The sequence below is a fragment of the Pedobacter sp. PF22-3 genome, assembly GCF_026239555.1.
GTDB lineage: Bacteria > Bacteroidota > Bacteroidia > Sphingobacteriales > Sphingobacteriaceae > Pedobacter.
This window is the reverse complement of sequence record NZ_JAPIVP010000016.1, coordinates 49,176-70,185: the sequence shown is the minus strand read 5'-3', so window position 1 is coordinate 70,185 and position 21,010 is coordinate 49,176. Positions and strand designations below refer to the sequence as shown.

Sequence of the window (21,010 nt, the reverse complement as noted above, 5' to 3'; positions counted from 1 at the left end):
ACATTATTATTAAAGTACTGTTGTATGGTTCTAATTAAATTCAATTTATATGAGCACAGAAAATCAATTACCAGAAGAAGAACAAAGTTTCTTTGATAAAGCAAAGAGCAAATTAAGCGATCTAAAAGACAAAGCTGAAGACGCCTGGGAAGACGCAAAAGATAAAGCAGAGGATGTATGGGAAGATGTAAAGGATAAAGCTGAAGACCTGAAAGATAAAGCTGAAGACAAATACGATGAAATGAAAACAAAGGGAGCATTTGCTGCCGGAGAAGCTAAAGGCCAGGCTTAAACAACAGGAGAAAACCTGAAAGACAAAGCGAGCAATTTGGCTGACAAAGCTGCCGATAAGGTAGACGATCTTAAAACAAAAGCAGCATTTAAAGCTGGTGAGATTAAGGGAAATTTAGAGTCTAAATAATTGGGCTATTAAAAAAAGTGCATGTCTTAAATACCAGGCATGCACTTTTAATTAGGTTAAATAACTGATTTTAACGCAAATCAAACAAATTATCAACACCTAATAATTTCCGCGAAGTAAAGCCTTCGCCAAAAGTGGCACCAATGCTTTTACCAAATTCTCTCGAACGGCCAATTACGCTTTCAAAAAACTCTGGCGAGGATATATAGGTTTGTTGACCTTCTACATCTGGATTATAAAACTGTGTTTTAAAAGCCTGGATCGATTCGATCTTTTTATCCATATGATCAGAGATATCTACGATAATATCAGGTTTCAAATACCTATCTTGAATGAATTGCAATAACAATCTTGGACGATGTGCATCTTGCAGAATCCCATCAACTGATGTTTCTATTTTTGGTAAACCCGATAGAAAAACGGAATCGTAAACCAAGTCGCCAGCCCTTCCATGGTCAGGGTGACGGTCTTCAAGCGCGTTGCTTAAAATAATTTCTGGTTGGTATTTTCTGATGGCTTTAATCACTTCTAAACGGTGAAATTCATCGTTCTGAAAAAAGCCATCCCTCAACCTTAGATTTTCGCGGATATGCAAGCCTAAAATTTTAGCTGAATCTGCCGCTTCTTCGTCTCTTGTTTCAGCTGTACCCCTTGTACCGAGTTCACCTCTGGTTAAGTCTACAATACCTACTTTTTTACCGAGTGCAATATGTTTTAAAATGGTACCTGAACAGCAAAGCTCTGCATCATCAGGATGTACAGCTATTACTAAAATATCTAAGTTCATCTGTGTTTTTTGTGTTTTTTAATTGTCAGATGGAACCTTTGATCATTAAAATAATCATTATCCATCTGGCTTAATGATATTTTAATAATGTCGGTTTCATTGATTTAATTATTGGGCATTTTGACTCAGCAATTGCTGAATTTTCTTTTTGATTTTCGAATTTAATGGCTTAGTGAACGGGAAAAAATAATCTTCCAGCTCGCCATTTTTGTTCACGATGTATTTATGAAAGTTCCATCGTGGTTTCGAACTTAATTTTGCGTTTTGTTTTTTATCGCTCAGGAACTGATACAGTGGGTGAGCATTTTCCCCGCGAACAATAATTTTATCAAAAACCGGAAATTTTACGCCATGGTTAATCTCACAGAAAGATGCAATATCAGATCCTTCCAAAGGTTCCTGCTTTCCAAAATCATTAGAAGGAAAGCCCAGGATTTCAAAATCAGGACTATTAATCTCGTCTTTAAGTTGCTGCAATTCCTTCAACTGTGGTGTTAAGCCACATTCTGACGCTGTATTTACGATTAAAACAACTTTGTTTTGATAGACTGATAACGGCTGTTCTTCGCCATTAACTTTCTTAACCTTAAACGAATAAATATTTGGGATGCGATCCTGCATTATATGTTATTGATAAAATCCTGAAGTACGGATAATAGATTCTATATCTCTATCTGTATTCGGATCGTAAGTGCTTTTTAAATTATGTCCAACTACCCGGGCAACAATCTGATAAGAAAATGCCGCAAAACCTCCTTTGGTTTGCTTTACAATATCATAGGTTGTTCTGCCCACTTCACGATCGATCAGCTTCGTTAAAATCTGGCCTTGAGTAATCGTCAATTCTTTTATTTCACGGTTAAACATGTCTTTTATTTCTTTATCACATTGTTTAACCAATTGTTTTTGTTCTTTTTTTTCTGCCGTTTTAGCTAAATCCTGCTCCAGTTGTTCATAACGGCGTTTAGCAAACAAAGCATAAGGCATTACCTTTAATACATTGTACCGCAAACGGTTATAAGCAGCCTGCTCAGCGGGTGATTTCCAGATTCTGGCTGCATAAATGTTAACTTCATTCAGTTGCATCCATGGAATCATCACTCCATTATCGTTTGTAGAGGCTACTTTTATGGTATCGCTTTTTCCTAATTTAGGGAATACAGGGGCAGTTGGTTCCTGCGCCCGCAGTGAAACACCATAAATCATTACAATACAAAGAAAAAAGAGCCCTTTAAATTTCATAAATTTATACTTTTACAAAGTTAGGTGTTATTTCATATATTAGTTGTTTCACAGAACTAATATAAGTTTTATTCATAAATAAGACGCATTTTTTTACGCAAAAAATACAAATGAAAACAGAGTTAGTGATTGATTTAGAGGCGGAAAAGCAAGAGATTCTAAAAAGATATAGGGCATTACTAAGGGCAAGCAAATCTACTTTACAGAAGGGCGATAAGAAAGAAATCCGGAAAGCTTTTGATATGGCACTCGAAAGCCATAAAGATATGCGCCGGAAATCTGGTGAACCCTATATCTACCATCCTATCGCCGTTGCGCAAATTGCGGCCGAAGAAATTGGACTGGGAACAACCTCCATTGTTTGTGCCTTATTGCATGATGTGGTAGAGGATACCGATATTACTTTAGAAGATATAGAACGCGAATTTGGCAAAAAAACTGCTAAAATTATTGATGGATTAACCAAAATTTCGGGTGTTTTTGATACCAATAGCTCATTACAGGCTGAGAATTTCCGTAAGATGTTGCTTACCCTGGCAGACGATGTCCGCGTAATTCTGATCAAACTCGCCGATCGTTTACACAATATGCGTACAATGGATTTTATGCCCCGCCATAAGCAGCTTAAAATCGCTTCAGAAACCATTTACCTATACGCCCCCCTCGCCCACCGCTTAGGTTTATATGCCATAAAATCAGAGTTGGAAGATCTTTCAATGAAATATCTTGATCCTGACACCTATAAATTCATTGCAAAAAAATTAAACGAGAAAAAAGCTGAACGTGCGCTTTTCATCAAAAAATTTGTAGAGCCTATTGATGAGATTGTACATGAGCAAGGGTTAGTAGCCGATGTTTATGGCAGACCCAAGTCTATCCACTCCATCTGGAACAAGATGAAAAAGAAAAACATTCCTTTTGAGGAAGTTTATGATCTTTTTGCCATCCGGATTATTTTGGATTCGGCTCCTGAAAATGAAAAGGCCGATTGCTGGAAAGCATATTCCATAGTAACCGATTTATACCGCCCAAATCCAGATCGTTTACGCGATTGGGTTTCATCACCGAAAGGGAATGGCTACGAAAGCTTGCATACCACGGTTATGGGGCCACGCGGACAATGGGTTGAGGTGCAGATCCGTACGCAGCGCATGAATGAAATTGCAGAAAAAGGTTTTGCTGCGCATTGGAAATATAAAGAATCGAGCAACGACAATGGTCTCGATCAGTGGATCCAAAAAGTACGCGAAATGTTGAATAATCCGGAAGCCAACGCTTTAGATTTTCTTGATGATTTTAAAATGAATCTTTTCTCGGATGAGATTTTTATTTTCACGCCAAAAGGTGCTTTGATCCAGTTACCTTTAGGTGCTACCGCATTGGATTTTGCTTTCGAGATCCATACTGATGTAGGCGCGACCTGTATTGGTGCCAAGGTTAACCATAAACTGGTTCCTATTTCTTACAAACTTCAAAATGGCGATCAGGTAGAGATCATTACCTCGAGTAAACAAACGCCTAAAGAAGATTGGCTAAACGTGGTCGTTACGGCTAAAGCCAAGTCCAAAATTAAGTCCTCTTTAAAAGAAGAAAAGCGGAAAATTGCCGAAAATGGCAAAGAAATTTTAGAGCGAAAACTGAAATCGCTTAAAATCACCTACAATACCGAAAACATTCAAAAACTAAGCTATTTCTTTAAGCTACCTTCTACACAAGAACTTTTTGTAAATGTTGCCCTCGGAAAAATAGAGCTAAAAGATATTAAAGAGTATCTATCAAGTGGAAAAGAAGTTGAAAGCCGTAGTCCGGAACGACCAGAAAATCTTTCTGTTGATGGAATAAAGAGTAAAATTAAGGGCGGAGAATCTGATATTTTACTCATTGGGGAAGATATGCAGCGTATTGATTATACGTTGGCAGCTTGTTGTAACCCGATACCTGGCGATGATGTTTTTGGATTCATTACCGTGAGCGAAGGCATAAAAATACACCGTACCAATTGCCCAAATGCAGCACAATTAATGGCCAATTATGGTTATCGCGTGGTTAAAGCCAAATGGAACAAACAACAGGAGTTAACTTTCTTAACCGGCTTACGCATTGTGGGTATTGATGATGTTGGCTTAATCAACAACATTACACGCGTTATTTCTACCGATTTTAAAGTAAATATGCGCTCAATTACCGTAGATACCAATGAGGGGATTTTTGACGGTTCGATTATGATTTTTGTAAACGATACCGAACACTTAGAAAATCTGATTAAAAATTTATTAAAAGTTAGGGGCGTAACCGGAGTAACAAGGTTTGATGCTTAGATAGTCCACAGTCCTAAGTCCTAAGTCAGGAGTCCGAAGTCGGGAGTCAAAAGTCGAAAGCCTTGACTATGGACTAAAGACTGCGGACTTCAGACTAATCTTACAACATTTAAACAATCTAACCCTCGAACAATCAAACTAATTAACTACCTTTGAATGGAGTTTAAAAACTATGTCTGAACAAAAAACAAATGAGCTCGTTCGCAAGATTTTTGAGGCTTATTTAGAAAACAAAAATCTACGTAAAACACCAGAGCGTTTCGCTATATTGGAAGAAATATATTCAAGAAACGACCACTTTGATGTAGAAACCCTATATATCCACATGAAAAACCAAAAGTACCGCGTTAGCCGTGCTACGGTTTACAACACGCTGGAATTATTGGTTTCATGCGACCTGGTTACCAAGCACCAGTTTGGTAAAAACATGGCACAATTCGAAAAATCTTACGGTTACCGCCAGCATGATCACGTCATCTGTATCGAATGTGGTAAAGTAGTAGAATTCTGCGATCCCCGTATCCATCAGATCCAAACCATGGTTGGTGATCTTCTAAAATTTGATGTTAAACACCATTCGTTAAATCTTTACGGCTTCTGCTCTGATTGCAGCATGGCCAGAAAAGTAAGTGAAAGTGCCGCGACAGTCGAAAAAATTGAACAAAATTAAATACAAATAAAACCAGCTTAATTTATTAAATAATGACGCAAGTAGATGTACTTCTCGGCCTGCAATGGGGCGATGAAGGAAAGGGAAAAATCGTTGATGTACTAAGTCCAAAATATGATCTTATCGCCCGTTTTCAGGGTGGCCCAAATGCCGGACATACTTTAGAGTTTGATGGCAAAAAATTCGTTTTAAACACCATACCATCAGGAATTTTTAACGAAAAAACCATGAATCTTATCGGTAATGGAGTAGTAATCGACCCTATTATCTTAAAAAGAGAGTTAGATAATTTAAAAAAAGCTGGTCATGATCCGATTGCCGATGGCAAATTGGTGATTGCCCGTAAAGCACACTTAATTTTACCTACCCACCAATTATTGGATGCAGCTAACGAAGCACGCATGGGTAAAAATAAAATTGGATCAACCTTAAAAGGTATAGGTCCAACGTATATGGATAAAACCGGCCGTAATGGTTTACGCGTTGGCGATACCACATTGCCTGATTTCAAAGAGCGTTATGCCAAACTGGTAGAAAAACATACCGAAATCCTTTCTCATTATGAAGGTTTTGAATATGAATTAGCGGAGAAAGAAGCATCATTCTTTGAGGCTATTGAATTCCTAAAAACCATTCCTCACGTAGATAGCGAACATTATGTTAATGGTTTCTTAAAAGAAGGAAAAGCGGTTTTAGCAGAAGGTGCACAAGGAACGTTATTAGACGTTGATTTTGGTTCATATCCTTTTGTAACTTCGAGTAATACAACTACTGCAGGCGCTTGTACCGGTTTAGGTATTGCGCCTAATAAAGTAGGTGCTGTTTATGGTATTTTCAAAGCATATTGCACTCGTGTTGGTGGCGGCCCCTTCCCTACCGAATTAGATAATGAAGTTGGTGAAAATTTACGCGCATTAGGTCACGAGTTTGGTGCAACTACAGGTCGTGCCCGCCGTTGTGGCTGGATTGATCTTCCTGCGCTAAAATATGCAATCATGTTAAACGGTGTAACCGAATTGATTATGATGAAAGCTGATGTATTAGACACTTTCGATACCATTTATGCTTGTACCCACTACGAGTATAATGGCGAAACCATCGATTACATGCCTTATGATATCATCTCTATTGAACCAAAACCAGTACTAAAAGCAATTGATGGTTGGGCTACAGATGTAACTAAAATCACTTCTGTAGATGAAATCCCGGCTAAATTGACTGAGTATATTGCGTTCCTGGAAAAAGAGTTGGAAGTGCCGATCAAATTCCTTTCTGTAGGTCCAGATAGAGCACAAACTTTAGCGTTACGTTAGAAACATAATTCATCATGCTGATCCGATAGTTATCGGATTTATTTCAGCATTGATCTACTCTATTAACACCAATAGACGCTGAAATAAATTCAGGGTGAAGATCAATTAAAGAAAGGCAATCCATAATTGGGTTGCTTTTTTGTTAATTATTATAAAAAAATCGTCATTCCCGCGCAGGCGGGAATCTTAATGCAATAGGCTTCTAGGATTACTTAACTACACGTTACGTCATCTCGACTGAAGCGTAGTGAAATGGAGAGATCTATCTAAACAGATTTAGCCCTGATCGTCCTCGTTTGTAACGAGGATGCCAGAGATTCACATTTGTAATGTGAGTAGATAAATTAAGCGATAAAATCGCTTTTCTCATTAATCCTCGTTACAAACGAGGACTATATTGCGAAGCCCTAATCAAAAGATAAAAATTAATTTCTTACAATTATCATCTCTATTTTTACCTTTGCGGTAGCTTGAAAACCCCGCAAAACATATCCGATTTTAAACAAAAAGCATTACACTGGGCCAACCAGTTCGAGGTTTGTTGTTTTTTAGATTCAAACGATTATAAAGATGCTTATTCCGTTTACGATTTCATTATTGCTGCTGATGTATATGACGAACTAAAGTGCTCAGCAGGTAATGGTTTTGATCAGTTAAAGAGTTTTTATATTACACATAAACAATGGGTTTTTGGCTATTTCAGCTATGATTTAAAAAACGAAATAGAAGTACTTCAATCTGATCATCCTGATGGATTAAATTTTGCAGATTTATATTTTTTTGTTCCAAAATACCTCATTGCTTTTAAAAATGGTAAAGCTGAAATGCTCCTTGGAGAACAATCAATTTTAGGAGAGATTGAGTCTTTCTCCTGTGACGATAAAAAACAATCTAAAGCCGTACAGCTCTCACAAAGATTATCTAAAGATCAATACATAGATAAAGTTGAAGTATTAAGGAACCACATCCACAGAGGCGATATTTATGAAATCAATTTTTGTCAGGAGTTTTTTGCAGAAAATGCCGAAATAGACCCTGTTCATACTTTTGAAGCCTTAAACCAGATTTCTCCCACACCATTTGCAGGTTATTTTAAAATTCATGGCCAATATATTTTATCTGCCACACCAGAAAGATTTTTGTGCAAACGCGGATCGAAACTTACTTCACAACCCATTAAAGGCACCGCCAAAAGAAGTTCAGATCCTGAAGAAGATAAAGCTATAAAACTGCAGCTCAGAAATAACATTAAAGAACAAGCAGAGAATGTAATGATTGTTGATCTGGTACGCCACGACCTCACTAAATCTGCAGTTAAGGGCTCTGTTAGCGTTGATGAATTATTTGGCATCTACAGCTTCTCACAAGTCCATCAAATGATTTCTACTGTTAGCTGTGAATTAAATCCAGAGATCCATTTTATCGATGCCATAAAAAACACCTTCCCTATGGGTTCCATGACAGGTGCCCCAAAGGTTAAAGCCATGAAATTGATTGAAGAATACGAAGTGACCAAAAGGGGAATTTATTCCGGATCTTTTGGCTGCATTAGTCCGGATGGGGATTTCGATTTTAACGTAGTAATCCGCAGCATTTTGTATAATGCTGAATCCAAATATTTATCTTTTCAGGTCGGCGGAGCAATTACCTACCAAAGTAATGCGACTTCAGAATATGAGGAGTGTTTATTGAAAGCCAGTGCGATATTGAAGGTATTGGGAGGTTGATTGGTTCAATAGTTCATTTGCCATTGGCTGATGAGGTTAACCGGTTAATTGTTTAAATCGGTTAATTGTAAACTGTTCATTTACCATTCTTTTATTAGACCACTTTCCCAAGCGATCCGTCATCCTGATCCGATAGCTATCGGATTTATTTCAGGATCTTATGGCAAGAAAGATGAGGCTGTATCAAAAAGATTTACGCTGTCTCACTAAGCAAATTATATTTTGATACGTCGTCGTTCCCAACTAAACTGGGAATCCTAACGCTATTGCAGAGCGCTTTAAGATTAGCTTCGCTGAGCACTTTGTGGTTCCTGCCTGCGCGAGAATGACGGGAAACGATATAAAATTCTGGCCTTAACTGCTAAATTTTACTTTTGATACAGCCACATGACGACGAAAACAAAAGGTGGAATGCTCTGCATCACGCAAAACCTTCCACCTCTTTACCTTCAACCTTCAACCTTCAACCTTATTTCTTATAATACTGTTGCGCTTCAGGCAAATATTTTTGAATCTGTGCAATACGTGTAGCATCGCTCGGGTGGGTACTTAAAAATTCAGCAGGTTTTTGTGCTCCGGCAGATGCTGATGACATTCTATTCCAAAAGGCAGTAGCATTTTGTGGATTATATCCAGCCATGGCCATAAAAATCAAGCCTAAGCGGTCAGCCTCTAACTCCTGGTTACGACTAAATTTCAACATCGCAACTGGTGTACCAACACCATACAATGTATTAAATATAGATTGTGTTTTCGGATTTTTAGAAAGCGCCACCCCTGCAGCGGCACCAATTCCCTGGGCCACCATTTCTTGCGACATGCGTTCTGCTGAATGACCTGCAATGGCATGGGCAATCTCATGTCCCATAACGGTAGCTAAACCGGCATCATCTTGGGTAACCGGCAAAATACCCGTATAAACCACAATCTTACCTCCTGGCATACACCACGCATTTTTTTCATTATTCTGCACTACATTAACTTCCCACTGGTAATCAGCAATCAGATTACCGTAGTTATTGCTGTTCATATACGATTTTACAGCGGTAATCAATCGGCTTCCAACGGTTTTAACTTTCAAAGCCTGAGCATTTGAAGCAGGTAAAACAGCTGACTTATTTTCTGTTAAAAAGGTACTATAGGCTTGAAATGCCATTGGCAAAACCTGGTCATTACTTACCAGATCAAATCGACTACGTCCTGTTAAAGGAACAGTAGAACATGAGTTAAACAGTAAAATCCCAGCAACACTGGCTGCTAAAAATAATTTTTTCATAAATGCGATTTTAAATGACTAGTAAAACGAATAGGCAAAGCCGATGATTAAACAGTAAGCCTATAAATAAGTTTTAAAGAAATGTGTTTTGTTAGTTAATTAGTTTTCTTCCTAAACAAATACACTTTGGATTCTTTGCCTTTCAGCAATCTTTCGAGATTTTTTTGGTGTGTAACCAAGATTAAAACACAAACCACCATGCCGTAAAGCACTTCAGATTTGATGGAAACCTGAAACAGGAAAACCACACTTAGCGGAAATGTAAATCCTGCACAGATGGAACTTAATGAAACGTATTTAGTTAACAGCAATACCACCACAAAAACCAGAACGCAAAGCATAGATGCTTCGAAGTTAACTGCCAAAATCATTCCAAAAAGTGTAGCTACACCTTTACCGCCCCTAAAACCGGCAAAAACAGGAAACAAATGTCCCATTACGGCAGTTACCCCCAAGGCAAGCTGATAGTTAACGAAAACAACTGAATTTTGTGGCCCGGTTACCGACATGCCGATCAGATAGGCCAGATTGGTTGCAGTGTAACCCTTGGCAATATCGATGATCATCACGGCAATTCCAGCTTTTTTGCCTAATACCCTAAAAGTATTGGTTGCACCAGCATTGCCACTTCCATATTCCCTTACATCAACGCCATAAAAGGCCTGACCAAGCCATACAGCTGTTGGAATAGATCCAAAAAGGTAAGCAATTAATAGCGCGCTGAGAGAATAAACCGTAACCATAGCCTACAATGTTACAAAAAATAAGCTTTTAATTTTATAGCAAATCAATTTAGTATGCTTTTAAACTCATATCCAGGCTTTTCACAGAATGTGTGAGCGCACCCATCGAAATAAAATCTACTCCACAAGCAGCATATGCTGCAACATTCTCTTCCGTAATTCCTCCGGAAGCCTCCGTAATAAATTTCCCGTCGATTAATGCAACTGCGGCCTTTAAGTCCTCAAAACCGAAATTATCAAGCATAATCCGGTCTACACCACCAACGGCCAAAACCTGTGCTAATTCTTCCAGGTTCCGCACCTCAATTTCGATTTGAAGTGATTTATTTTGATCTGCAAGATATTTTTGAGCAGCTGTAATTGCGTTTGAAATCCCTCCTGCATAATCTACATGATTATCCTTAATCAGGATCATATCATATAAACCTATGCGGTGGTTTACCCCTCCACCGATTCTTACTGCCCATTTTTCTAAATAGCGCAAGCCAGGGGTTGTTTTACGGGTATCTAAAATCCTGGTTTTAGTCGTTTTTAACGGCGATACAATACGATGAGTTTTAGTCGCAATGCCACTCATACGCTGCATGCAGTTTAATACCAATCTTTCGGCTATTAAAATAGAATGTGTGCTTCCGGCAACGGTTAAGGCAATATCACCAAATTTTACAGCAACACCATCCTGGAGCAATACATCAACTTTCAGGTTGGGATCAACCTCGTTAAATATTTCAATAGCCAACTCAATTCCAGCTAAAATGCCATCTTCTTTGATAATCAGCTTTGCTTTACCTTGCGTTCCCTGCGGAATTGTAGAAAGTGAAGTATGATCTCCGTCACCAACATCTTCGGTAAGGGCATTTTTTATGAAGTGATGTATAAGTTTAGTATCCAAAATGTAGATTTTAATGCCGCAAAAATAAGAATTATTTGTTAGCAGGCAATTTCCTGAAACGTTAATGTGAGTGGTAAATCTAATTTATATTGAGATCGGGAAAGCTTCTAAAATCAAGCAGATAGCTAAAACCTTAATCCTTTGCAGGCTCTATCCTTAATTCGGTAATGGAAAAACTGGTATTGAATTTTTTCATGGTAATAGAAACCCGGAAGGTTTCTTTCGCAGTACTCAAAATAATTACTCCAAAACGGTAATTTGGATTGGTATTGATTTTATGAAAAATACTTGTTTTTACTGGAGGATGTTTGATAAAAAAATCTCTCAAAATCTGTTCACCTTGTGCTTTTGAGTATACATCTTCTTCATCAATAATGATCAGTTCTATGGTTGAAGCAAAATCTTTGGCAATTTCTTTTGAGTTGCCAGCCTTAAAATACGAAGATAAATCATCAATTATATCTGCCTGAAAGGCTGTAGGGTGATATAATGACGATAAACTAATTATGAGTAAAAGTAAGCTTCGGATCATTTCTGTATTTTATACAGAACCCTATAGCTAAAATTATGCCATTAGCATATCAAAAAAAGGATTTCTTAATTTGTATAAGCATCAATAAAGTTATATTTGCGATATAAACAAAACAATAACATGGTATACATGAAAATGTTTTGATATAGATCAATAAATTTTACAATAAAAATGGTAAACAATAAAAAACTCGCGCTTATAATCCTGGATGGTTGGGGCTACGGCAAACAAGATAATTCTGATGCTGCATATGCTGCCAACACTCCTTTTTTCGATTCGTTATTGCAAAAATACCCAAACGCTAAACTTGAGGCATCTGGCGAAGCAGTAGGCTTACCTGCCGGACAGATGGGAAATTCTGAAGTTGGACACATGAACTTAGGTGCTGGCAGAGTAGTTTACCAGGAACTTGGAAGAATCAACAAATCGATTACTGACAGAGAATTGCACCATAACCCGGTTTTAGTAAGTGCATTTGATTATGCCAAGCAGCATAATAAAGCGGTTCATTTTATCGGTCTGGTTTCTAATGGCGGTGTACATGCACACATCGAACACTTAAAAGCTTTATGTGATGCTGCAAATGAAGCAAATGTACCAAACACTTTTATACATGCTTTTTTAGATGGCCGTGATACAGATCCAAACGCTGGCTTAGGTTTTATTACTGACCTTGAAAACCACATACAAAATTCTAATGCTAAACTGGCTACAATGGTTGGCCGTTACTATGCAATGGACCGCGATAACCGTTGGGAACGTGTGAAACAAGCTTATGATGTAATGGTGAATGGCGTTGGCGAAAAAACACAAGATGCTTTAGCCGCAATCAAAAAATCGTATGCGGATGGTATTACAGATGAGTTTTTAAAACCGATCGTATTAACACAAGATAATGGTACTCCTGTAGCGACTATTCAAAATGATGATGTGGTTATTTGTTTCAACTTCCGTACTGACAGAGGACGTGAGATTACCACAGCTTTAACACAAAAAGATTTCCCGGAGCAGCAAATGCATAAACTGCCGTTGTATTACGTGACCATGACTACTTACGACGAGAGTTTTGAAAATGTAAACGTAATCTTCACCAAAGATGATTTAACCCAAACCATAGGCGAAGTATTGGCCAATAACAATAAAAATCAGATCCGTATTGCCGAAACCGAAAAATACCCACACGTAACTTTCTTCTTTTCTGGCGGCAGAGAGGCTGAATTTGCAAATGAGAAGCGCATTTTAATCCCTTCACCTAAAGTAGCTACTTATGATCTTCAACCAGAAATGAGTGCTGCAGGCATAACTGATGCCATTACTAAAGAAATGGAAACAGGATGGGCTGATTTTATCTGCCTAAACTTTGCCAATCCAGATATGGTAGGCCATACAGGTGTTTTTGAGGCTGTGGTAAAAGCAGTGGAAACGGCAGATAAATGTGCCGAAACTGTAGTGAACAAAGGTTTGGAAAATGGTTATTCGTTCATTCTTTTGGCAGACCATGGAAACTCCGAATTTATGGTGAATGCTGATGGATCTGTTAATACGGCACATACGACCAACCTGGTTCCTTTCATTTTAATTGATAAAGATTATAAAACCATTGCCGACGGTAAATTAGGCGACATTGCCCCTACTATTCTAAAAATATTAGGCTTGGCTATTCCAGCAGAAATGACAGGAAACGTTTTAATATAATGATCAAAAAACTTTTTATCCCGGTATTTGCTTTGGCATTATTTTCCTGCAACCAGCGAAAAGAAGCTCAGGCAAATACTGATTTAGTGTATTTCGATATAAAAGGATATTTTAAAAAAGAAATTTCGCGTTTGCAAAAGCTAAATCCTATTATAAATAAAACGGTAAGCGTAAATGGTGAAACAGAAAGCAAAAGCTATAAAATTGCTGACTGGTCAAAGGAACTAGACATTTTTGTTAATGCAGATATCAATAAAACATCATGGAAAGGAAGTTTCAAAACAACAGAACAAAACGGAGTAGAAATTTATACTTCAGATCATAAAAAAATTCCCATTAAAAAGATTTCCATCACCTGGAAAGGTAAGAAGGCAGGTAAAATAGAGATTATTATCGATAATAAAAATATCTTATATCAGTCTCAGGATACTTTAACTTATTGCCCTGATAGCTTGTATGAAATCAAAAAACAACAGAAAATCAGATTGCTTAAGAATAAAAAGTACTCCATTGTTGGAAAACTAAAATAAAAAAAATGGGACCCGAATAGATCAGGTCCCATTTTTTATTTTAAAGGCTTTATTTATTTAAGGCTTGCAATCTGCGCCTTATCGTAAGTTACCCAATCGATTATATCTTTTCTCAATGGCTGTAAGGTTAATACCTTTTGAAAATCAGCAATAGAGTTATTAAACAGCGTTATGCAGGCTGCTTTTTCTTCTCTTTTCTTTGCTTTAAAAGACCTAAAAATTGCATAATCTTTATAAGCTAAGCCGCGGTTCTGAAACATCTGCGCATCCTCATCACCATTAATCTCTATGGCTTTTGTAAAATCTTTGAGCGATGCCAGATAAAAGTTCTCGCGCATGGTATTTAAAGACTCTTTAGGATCGTTGGCAATTTTTAACCTCGCTATACCTCGGTAATAATATGCCGAAACCTCAGTAGGCTTAATGTTTAATAATCGGCTGTAAGTGGCAATACATTTCTCGTACTCGTGATTTTGGAAGTAAGAATATCCAAGCATCTGGAGCACACGTGCATTATCAGGTGTTTTAGCATCAGCTTTTTCTAATTGCATAGCCGCAGTCCTGTAATCACCTTTCATCATGGCCTGCATGCTTCTTTCGTAATTGGTCTGCGCGAAACTACCCGTTGATGTAAAAATCATTAACCCTAAAATCACTTTTTTAAAATAGTCCATGTATGAGTAATAAGTGTAACAAATCTGACCCCTAACAGAATTTATAGGGGAATTTTTTCGCAATATAATCCTATTCTGATAATTTAAAAGTTTTTAATTTTCTTTCATTAAAAACCAGTTGTCCTAAACATTAGCTTAAACGCTAAAAAATGCTTTATATGATATTGGCAAAAATATTTATATTACTCTGCCTTTTTAACATATGATTAATATTATTTTCATTTTGGCACAAGAGTTGAATTTATGAAGTGAATACCAAAATTAAACAAATTAAATACGACTAAACTGCCAGTTTGTCGTTAGCGGAAAATGTGATAATGAGTAAACAAGATATATTTGATTTCCAAACAGCAATGCCAATTATAAATGAGGACACAGAGTTTTTTCCTTTAATGTCTCAACAGGACGAAGAGGAAATGAACAATGAGGAAACACCAGAAACCTTGGCCATATTGCCTTTGCGGAATACCGTTTTATTTCCAGGCGTAGTTATTCCTATTACAGTGGGAAGAGACAAATCGATTAAGTTGATTAAAGAAGCCTACAAAGGAAATAAGATTATTGGGGTGGTATCTCAAAAGGACGTTTCTATTGAAGATCCTACTTTTGACCAGCTTAATACGGTTGGTACGGTTGCCAATATTATTAAGCTATTGCAGATGCCTGATGGAAATACGACCGTTATTATCCAGGGTAAACAACGCTTCAGCTTAATTGAGGAAGTGCAGAACGAACCTTATATTAAAGCAGTTGTTAAAAAATTCGTAGAACAAAAGCACAAGGCAGATAAAGAGTTTAAAGCCTTGATCGCTTCTATACGGGAGATGTCTGCGCAGATTATCCAGCTTTCACCAAATATTCCAAGCGAAGCCAGTATTGCATTAAAAAACATTGAGAGCAATTCATTTTTGATCAATTTCATTTCATCAAATATGAATGCCGAAATGGCCGATAAGCAAAAAATCCTTGAAATGGATAAATTGCAGGAAAGAGCGCAAAAGGTAATGGAACTTTTGATGGTCGAATTACAGATGCTGGAGCTGAGAAATCAGATCCAATCCAAAGTGCGTACCGATTTAGATAAACAGCAACGCGATTATTTCTTAAATCAACAGCTAAAAACCATCCAGGAAGAACTGGGAGGAAATTCTGCCGATTTAGAATTTGATGCTTTACAGGAAAGGGCGAAAAAGAAAAAATGGACCCAGGCCGTTGCTGATCATTTTGATAAAGAAATAGATAAGTTAGGCAGAATGAATCCTGCTGCGCCTGATTATTCGGTACAGTTAAACTACTTAGAATTACTTTTGGATTTACCTTGGAGCGAATTTACAAAAGATAATTTCGACCTAAAAAGAGCACAGCGCATTTTAGATAAAGATCACTTCGGTTTAGAAAAAGTAAAGCAACGTATTATTGAATACCTGGCTGTACTGAAACTAAAACGCAATATGAAAGCACCTATTTTGTGTTTGGTTGGCCCTCCGGGAGTTGGTAAAACATCTTTGGGAAAATCAATTGCAAAGGCATTAGGGCGTAAATATGTACGTATGGCTTTAGGCGGTATCCGCGATGAAGCAGAAATCCGTGGCCACCGTAAAACTTATATTGGTGCCATGCCAGGCCGTATTATTTCATCCATTAAAAAAGCCGGAGCAGACAATCCTGTTTTTGTTCTGGATGAGATCGATAAAGTAGGTACCGATCACCGAGGCGATCCCTCATCAGCTTTGCTGGAGGTTTTAGACCCTGAACAGAACAATGCCTTTTACGATCACTATGTAGAGGTGGATTACGACTTATCAAACATCCTGTTTATTGCTACCGCAAACTCCTTAAGTACCATACAACCTGCTTTATTAGACCGTATGGAGATCATTGAAGTGAATGGATATACCATTGAAGAAAAAATAGAGATTGCCAAAAAATACCTGTTGCCTAAACAGAAAGAAAATCATGGTTTGCAAACCAAAGATATTGCCATTAAACCTGCCCTAATCGAAAAAGTAATAGAAGATTACACCAGAGAATCGGGCGTACGTGGTTTGGAGAAAAAAATAGGTTCGCTGGTGCGTGGTGTGGCAACAAAAATTGCCATGGAGGAAACCTATGAAGTAAATTTAACCAACGATGATGTAGAGCGTATTTTAGGTGCTCCTATTTATGATAAAGATTTGTACGAAGGCAATGAAGTGGCCGGGGTGGTAACAGGTTTAGCCTGGACAAGTGTTGGTGGCGATATCTTATTTATTGAATCTAGTTTAAGTCCTGGAAAAGGAAAATTAACCTTAACCGGTAACCTGGGTGATGTAATGAAAGAGTCGGCGGTGATTGCACTTGCTTATTTACGTGCACATGCTGCAGAATTTGGAATCGATTATACACTATTTGATAATTGGGACGTACACGTACACGTTCCGGCAGGCGCAACCCCTAAAGATGGTCCATCGGCCGGCATAACAATGTTAACGGCATTAACTTCGGCCTTTACCCAACGTAAGGTAAAACAGCATCTAGCCATGACTGGAGAGATTACTTTACGTGGAAAAGTACTTCCGGTAGGTGGTATCAAAGAAAAGATCCTGGCTGCCAAAAGGGCCAACATCAAGGAAATTATTCTTTGCAAGAGCAACCGTAAAGATATTTTAGAAATTAAGGAAAGTTATATCAAGGACTTACAGTTTCATTATGTAACCGAGATGAGCGAAGTAATTGATTTGGCATTAACTAAAAATAAAGTAAAAAAACCTTTAGATTTAAGTATTAAAATTGCTCCGATTGTAAACTAATTTATAATCTTTTAACAGAGAACGATCAAAAATCCAATTACAATAAATACTTTTATAGTCCCGATAATTATCGGGACTTTTTTATGAAATCACTTTTATTTGCACTAGTTTTTTGTTCGTTTGTATCAACTGGTTTTGCCCAATCTTTTAAAAATGAATTTGGTTTTAAAACCGAAAACGATGCTTATCTGGCAACTTTAAACGACAGGTACTATACGAACGGCCTATTTATTTATTTCCGCAGGGCTCTTAATGCCGAAAAATTATCGGATAAGATCGAAAAGAAAACATACGAAATTTCTGCAGGACAAAAAATGTATACGCCTTATTGGGGCCAGGTACCGAAAAAGGAAGATCAGGACAGGCCTTTTGCAGGTTATCTTTATGCAGGTGGTGCATACTCGGTTTTTTATAAAAATGAAAGCGTTTTAAAAACCAGTGTAGAATTAGGAACGGTTGGCCCTAACTCACTTGCTCAAAATGCGCAGCGTTTTCTCCATAAAACTGTTGGCTTTTATACCCCGGCAGGTTGGGATTATCAGATCAAAAATGAACTGGCTGTAAATCTTGCCGCCAACTACAGTAAATTACTTTTTAGGCCTGAAGATCCAATTGTAGATATTAGTGCACAGGGTTATGCCAATTTGGGCACCACTTTTTCGGGTTTGGGTACATCAGTTCTTTTTAGAGCCGGGAAAATCAATCAATTGTTCAATAGTGCTTACCATAATGCGATCATTGGAAATTCGAAAACCAAAAGCTTAAATAATTCCGAATTTTTCGTTTACGTAAAACCGCAGCTCAACTTTGTAGCTTATGATGCCACTATACAGGGAAGTCTTTTCAATAACAATAGCCCGGTAACTTTTGGCGTAAAGCCGATTGTTTTTGAACAACAGTTTGGTGTGAATTACAGTTCAAAAAGATTTACAGCCGATTTTAATGTAATTTTTAAAACAAAAGAAGTTAAAAGTGTGGCCAAAGCGCAGAATTATGGCGGTTTGAGTTTATATTATAGATTTGGGAAGAACTAGGTTAACTGTTAAAATCGGTTAATTGCTTAACTGATCTGCTAAAAGATTCAGGTGATGCCAGGTACTATCTGACATTGTAGATCCTTCAAAAGTCAAACAATGACAAATCTTTTCAAACAACTAAAAACCTAAAATTTTTCTATTTTTCTTCTTCTCCGCTGTTGAGGCCTTATTTTTTAACCTTTTTTCAATAACACCTTTTGGAATTTTGGTTGGTTTTCTTTTTTTCTGCACTACCAATGCCTTTTTAAGCAGATCAATTAATTTTACGATGGTTTTTTCTTTATTGAGCAGCTGGCTCCTATCCTCCTGCGATACGATATGCAGTAAACCTTCACTATCCAGACGGTTTTGAAGTTTTTCTTTGAGCCTCACTTTTTCCTCATCAGTAAAATACGCAAAGGCTTCTACATTAAAAACCAGCTCTACCTTACTCGAAACCTTGTTTACGTTCTGGCCGCCTTTACCCCCACTACGCGACGTTTTAAAAATGGCTGATCGTAAAATTTCTTCCCTGCTTGGTAACATTTGGCAAAAATATGAAGAATATCGATCTAAAAAAAGTTAGCAAACCTATCGGCTTTTTTTACCTTTGTAGCAGAATGAAGAAAAACTTGGTTATAGCTATTGATGGCTATTCATCTTGCGGAAAAAGTACATTAGCGAAAGCACTGGCTAAAAAATTAGGTTTCATTTATGTAGATAGCGGGGCTATGTATCGTGCTGTTACGCTATATTTTTTGCGCAACAGCATAGATGTAAGCAATGATACCCAGGTTGAAGATGCTTTACAGCACATTGAACTAAATTTCCATTCGCGCGATTATGAATCGCATATTACCCTTAACGGTGAAGAAGTTTCTGACGAAATCCGCTTAATGCCGGTTTCAGAAAATGTAAGCGAAGTTTCTGCACATAAAATTGTTCGCCATGAAATGGTGAAACAACAACAGCGTATGGGGAAATCGAAAAATATAGTAATGGATGGCCGCGATATCGGCACCACCGTTTTTCCACATGCACCTGTAAAATTCTTCATGACCGCCGATCCAAAAATCAGGGCCGAACGCAGGTTTAAAGAGCTGGAAAGCAAGGGCAATAATGCGACTACTTTAGAGGAAGTTTTTGAAAATCTGGCCCACCGTGATTACGCCGACACCACCCGTAAAGAAAGTCCGTTGGTTAGGGCTGACGATGCCATTATTTTAGACAATACTGATCTCACACAGCAAGAACAATTGGATTTTGCACTGGAAAAAGTAAATCCTTTTTTGGTTCATTAGTTCAATGGTTCATTGGTCATTAGTTAATTAGTCATTGGTTCATAGATGATTAACATTGACAAATTCTGAAAGAATCGTCGTCATCTCGACTGTAGCGAAGCGTAATGGAGAGATCTATCGGGATAGATTTTATTTCGCAGATATTCGGATCATTTAAATCCCCTCCCCAAAACGCTCTATCAGCCATTGATTTCAGGAAAAAATTCATATTTTAGCACATAACCCAAATGTTGCTATGAAATTAAAATCCATATACCTTACCGTATTATTTCTATCCTTCTTTATTTTAAATGCGAATGCCCAAAAAGGCTGGATCAACCTCTTTAACGGGAAAGATTTAAAAGACTGGAACATTAAAATTGCCAAACACGAATACAAAGAAAATTACGCCAATACTTTTCGTGTAGAAAATGGTGTAATAAAGGTAAGTTATGATGGTTACAATGAATTTGACCAACAATATGGCCATATTTTTTATAAAAAACCTTTTTCTGCCTATCTTTTAAAAGTAACCTATCGTTTTGTTGGCGAGCAGGCCAAAGGTGGCGAGGGTTGGGCTACACGTAACAGTGGTGCCATGTTACATTGTCAGGATCCGGCAACGATGTTAAAAGACCAGGATTTTCCAATTTCTATTGAAGGGCAGATTTTGGGTGGCGATGGAGAACATGAACGCCATACCAGCAATGTATGTACACCCGGAACGCTGATTAACTATAACGGTAAATTATTTACGCCACATTGTTTGGATTCTAAATCAAAAACCTATGCTGGCGACCAATGGGTAACTGCAGAATTTTTAGTATTAGGTGATTCTGTGATCAAACACATTATAGCGGGTGAAGTGGTTTTAGAATATACCAAACCTAAAATTGGTGGAGGTAACGTTTCTAACTTCGATCCTAAAGTTAAAATAGATGGTAAAGCTTTAACATCAGGTTATATATCTTTACAAAGTGAAAGCCACCCGATAGAATTTAAAACAGTAAAGCTTTACGATTTAGAGCCTTACCAAAAAAACAAGGCAAAACTGGATAAGGTATTGGCAAAAATCTTAAAAGAGTAAACCATATCGGCAAATGTT

General features: G+C 37.5%; 20 protein-coding genes. 11 read left to right on the top strand and 9 right to left on the bottom strand.

All coding sequences use genetic code 11. From position 1 onward, the window contains the following. Window positions 1–49: 49 nt before the first annotated feature. Window positions 50–292 carry a YtxH domain-containing protein gene (locus OQX63_RS18420; protein WP_265852286.1) on the top strand — a complete coding sequence of 81 codons (243 nt, stop codon included), beginning with the start codon at window positions 50–52 and terminating at the stop codon, window positions 290–292. Between the two features lie 199 nt (window positions 293–491). On the opposite strand, the gene bshB1 is transcribed toward OQX63_RS18420, so the two are convergent. The 3 genes from bshB1 to OQX63_RS18405 all read right to left on the bottom strand — a co-directional run bounded on the left by bshB1 (window position 492) and on the right by OQX63_RS18405 (window position 2,450). After that, entirely contained in the window at window positions 492–1,208 is a 717-nt protein-coding gene (gene bshB1, locus OQX63_RS18415) for a bacillithiol biosynthesis deacetylase BshB1 (protein ID WP_265852285.1), read from the bottom strand. Between the two features lie 108 nt (window positions 1,209–1,316). Next, window positions 1,317–1,829 carry a glutathione peroxidase gene (locus tag OQX63_RS18410; protein WP_265852284.1) on the bottom strand — a complete coding sequence of 171 codons (513 nt, stop codon included), beginning with the start codon at window positions 1,827–1,829 and terminating at the stop codon, window positions 1,317–1,319. Between the two features lie 6 nt (window positions 1,830–1,835). Continuing rightward, the gene (locus OQX63_RS18405; protein WP_265852283.1) at window positions 1,836–2,450 is read right to left on the bottom strand and encodes a DUF4294 domain-containing protein; all 615 of its coding nucleotides are present in this window, start codon (window positions 2,448–2,450) and stop codon (window positions 1,836–1,838) included. Window positions 2,451–2,560: 110 nt separating this feature from the next. Between OQX63_RS18405 and OQX63_RS18400 the strand changes: the two genes are divergently transcribed. The 4 genes from OQX63_RS18400 to OQX63_RS18385 all read left to right on the top strand — a co-directional run bounded on the left by OQX63_RS18400 (window position 2,561) and on the right by OQX63_RS18385 (window position 8,478). Further along, window positions 2,561–4,768: a RelA/SpoT family protein gene (locus tag OQX63_RS18400; RefSeq protein ID WP_265852282.1), complete on the top strand. Its 2,208-nt coding sequence runs from the start codon at window positions 2,561–2,563 to the stop codon at window positions 4,766–4,768. Window positions 4,769–4,940: 172 nt separating this feature from the next. After that, the gene (locus OQX63_RS18395) at window positions 4,941–5,438 is read left to right on the top strand and encodes a Fur family transcriptional regulator (protein WP_265852281.1); all 498 of its coding nucleotides are present in this window, start codon (window positions 4,941–4,943) and stop codon (window positions 5,436–5,438) included. Between the two features lie 32 nt (window positions 5,439–5,470). After that, entirely contained in the window at window positions 5,471–6,751 is a 1,281-nt protein-coding gene (locus OQX63_RS18390; protein ID WP_090500263.1) for an adenylosuccinate synthase, read from the top strand. A gap of 470 nt (window positions 6,752–7,221) precedes the next feature. Further along, window positions 7,222–8,478 carry an anthranilate synthase component I family protein gene (locus OQX63_RS18385; protein ID WP_265852280.1) on the top strand — a complete coding sequence of 419 codons (1,257 nt, stop codon included), beginning with the start codon at window positions 7,222–7,224 and terminating at the stop codon, window positions 8,476–8,478. Between the two features lie 469 nt (window positions 8,479–8,947). Here the strand turns inward: OQX63_RS18385 and OQX63_RS18380 are convergent, their stop codons facing one another. From OQX63_RS18380 to OQX63_RS18365, 4 genes are all read right to left on the bottom strand, one after another. Next, entirely contained in the window at window positions 8,948–9,754 is an 807-nt protein-coding gene (locus tag OQX63_RS18380) for a M48 family metallopeptidase (RefSeq protein WP_265852279.1), read from the bottom strand. Window positions 9,755–9,849: 95 nt separating this feature from the next. Further along, complete coding sequence (gene plsY / locus OQX63_RS18375) at window positions 9,850–10,497, bottom strand: glycerol-3-phosphate 1-O-acyltransferase PlsY (protein ID WP_265852278.1); 648 nt, start codon at window positions 10,495–10,497, stop codon at window positions 9,850–9,852. 49 nt (window positions 10,498–10,546) lie between these two features. Beyond that, the gene (nadC, locus tag OQX63_RS18370) at window positions 10,547–11,389 is read right to left on the bottom strand and encodes a carboxylating nicotinate-nucleotide diphosphorylase (protein WP_265852277.1); all 843 of its coding nucleotides are present in this window, start codon (window positions 11,387–11,389) and stop codon (window positions 10,547–10,549) included. 133 nt (window positions 11,390–11,522) lie between these two features. Next, window positions 11,523–11,921 carry a DUF4783 domain-containing protein gene (locus OQX63_RS18365; protein WP_265852276.1) on the bottom strand — a complete coding sequence of 133 codons (399 nt, stop codon included), beginning with the start codon at window positions 11,919–11,921 and terminating at the stop codon, window positions 11,523–11,525. Window positions 11,922–12,092: 171 nt separating this feature from the next. Here OQX63_RS18365 and gpmI point away from each other — a divergent pair, with 171 nt between their 5' ends. Together gpmI and OQX63_RS18355 are read left to right on the top strand one after the other, a co-directional pair. Beyond that, window positions 12,093–13,616, top strand: a complete 1,524-nt coding sequence (gpmI, locus tag OQX63_RS18360; RefSeq protein WP_265852275.1) for a 2,3-bisphosphoglycerate-independent phosphoglycerate mutase — start codon at window positions 12,093–12,095, stop codon at window positions 13,614–13,616. Further along, the gene (locus OQX63_RS18355) at window positions 13,616–14,146 is read left to right on the top strand and encodes a hypothetical protein (protein WP_265852274.1); all 531 of its coding nucleotides are present in this window, start codon (window positions 13,616–13,618) and stop codon (window positions 14,144–14,146) included. The genes gpmI and OQX63_RS18355 overlap by 1 nt, the downstream gene beginning before the upstream one ends. 53 nt (window positions 14,147–14,199) lie before the next feature. Here the strand turns inward: OQX63_RS18355 and OQX63_RS18350 are convergent, their stop codons facing one another. Then, window positions 14,200–14,820 carry a tetratricopeptide repeat protein gene (locus OQX63_RS18350; RefSeq protein ID WP_265852273.1) on the bottom strand — a complete coding sequence of 207 codons (621 nt, stop codon included), beginning with the start codon at window positions 14,818–14,820 and terminating at the stop codon, window positions 14,200–14,202. Between the two features lie 317 nt (window positions 14,821–15,137). On the opposite strand from OQX63_RS18350, the gene lon reads away from it, so the two are divergent. Further along, window positions 15,138–17,609, top strand: coding sequence for an endopeptidase La (gene lon, locus OQX63_RS18345; RefSeq protein ID WP_265852272.1), 2,472 nt, complete (start codon window positions 15,138–15,140; stop codon window positions 17,607–17,609). Window positions 17,610–17,692: 83 nt separating this feature from the next. Further along, window positions 17,693–18,643 (top strand): lipid A deacylase LpxR family protein, encoded by a 951-nt coding sequence (locus tag OQX63_RS18340; RefSeq protein ID WP_265852271.1) that lies wholly within the window; start codon window positions 17,693–17,695, stop codon window positions 18,641–18,643. A gap of 120 nt (window positions 18,644–18,763) precedes the next feature. Here the strand turns inward: OQX63_RS18340 and arfB are convergent, their stop codons facing one another. Beyond that, window positions 18,764–19,171 (bottom strand): alternative ribosome rescue aminoacyl-tRNA hydrolase ArfB, encoded by a 408-nt coding sequence (gene arfB / locus OQX63_RS18335; RefSeq protein WP_265852270.1) that lies wholly within the window; start codon window positions 19,169–19,171, stop codon window positions 18,764–18,766. Between the two features lie 74 nt (window positions 19,172–19,245). On the opposite strand from arfB, the gene cmk reads away from it, so the two are divergent. Next, complete coding sequence (gene cmk, locus OQX63_RS18330) at window positions 19,246–19,926, top strand: (d)CMP kinase (protein WP_265852332.1); 681 nt, start codon at window positions 19,246–19,248, stop codon at window positions 19,924–19,926. A 235-nt stretch (window positions 19,927–20,161) separates the two neighbouring features. Next, window positions 20,162–20,992: a 3-keto-disaccharide hydrolase gene (locus OQX63_RS18325; RefSeq protein WP_265852269.1), complete on the top strand. Its 831-nt coding sequence runs from the start codon at window positions 20,162–20,164 to the stop codon at window positions 20,990–20,992. The last annotated feature ends 18 nt before the right edge of the window (window positions 20,993–21,010 follow it).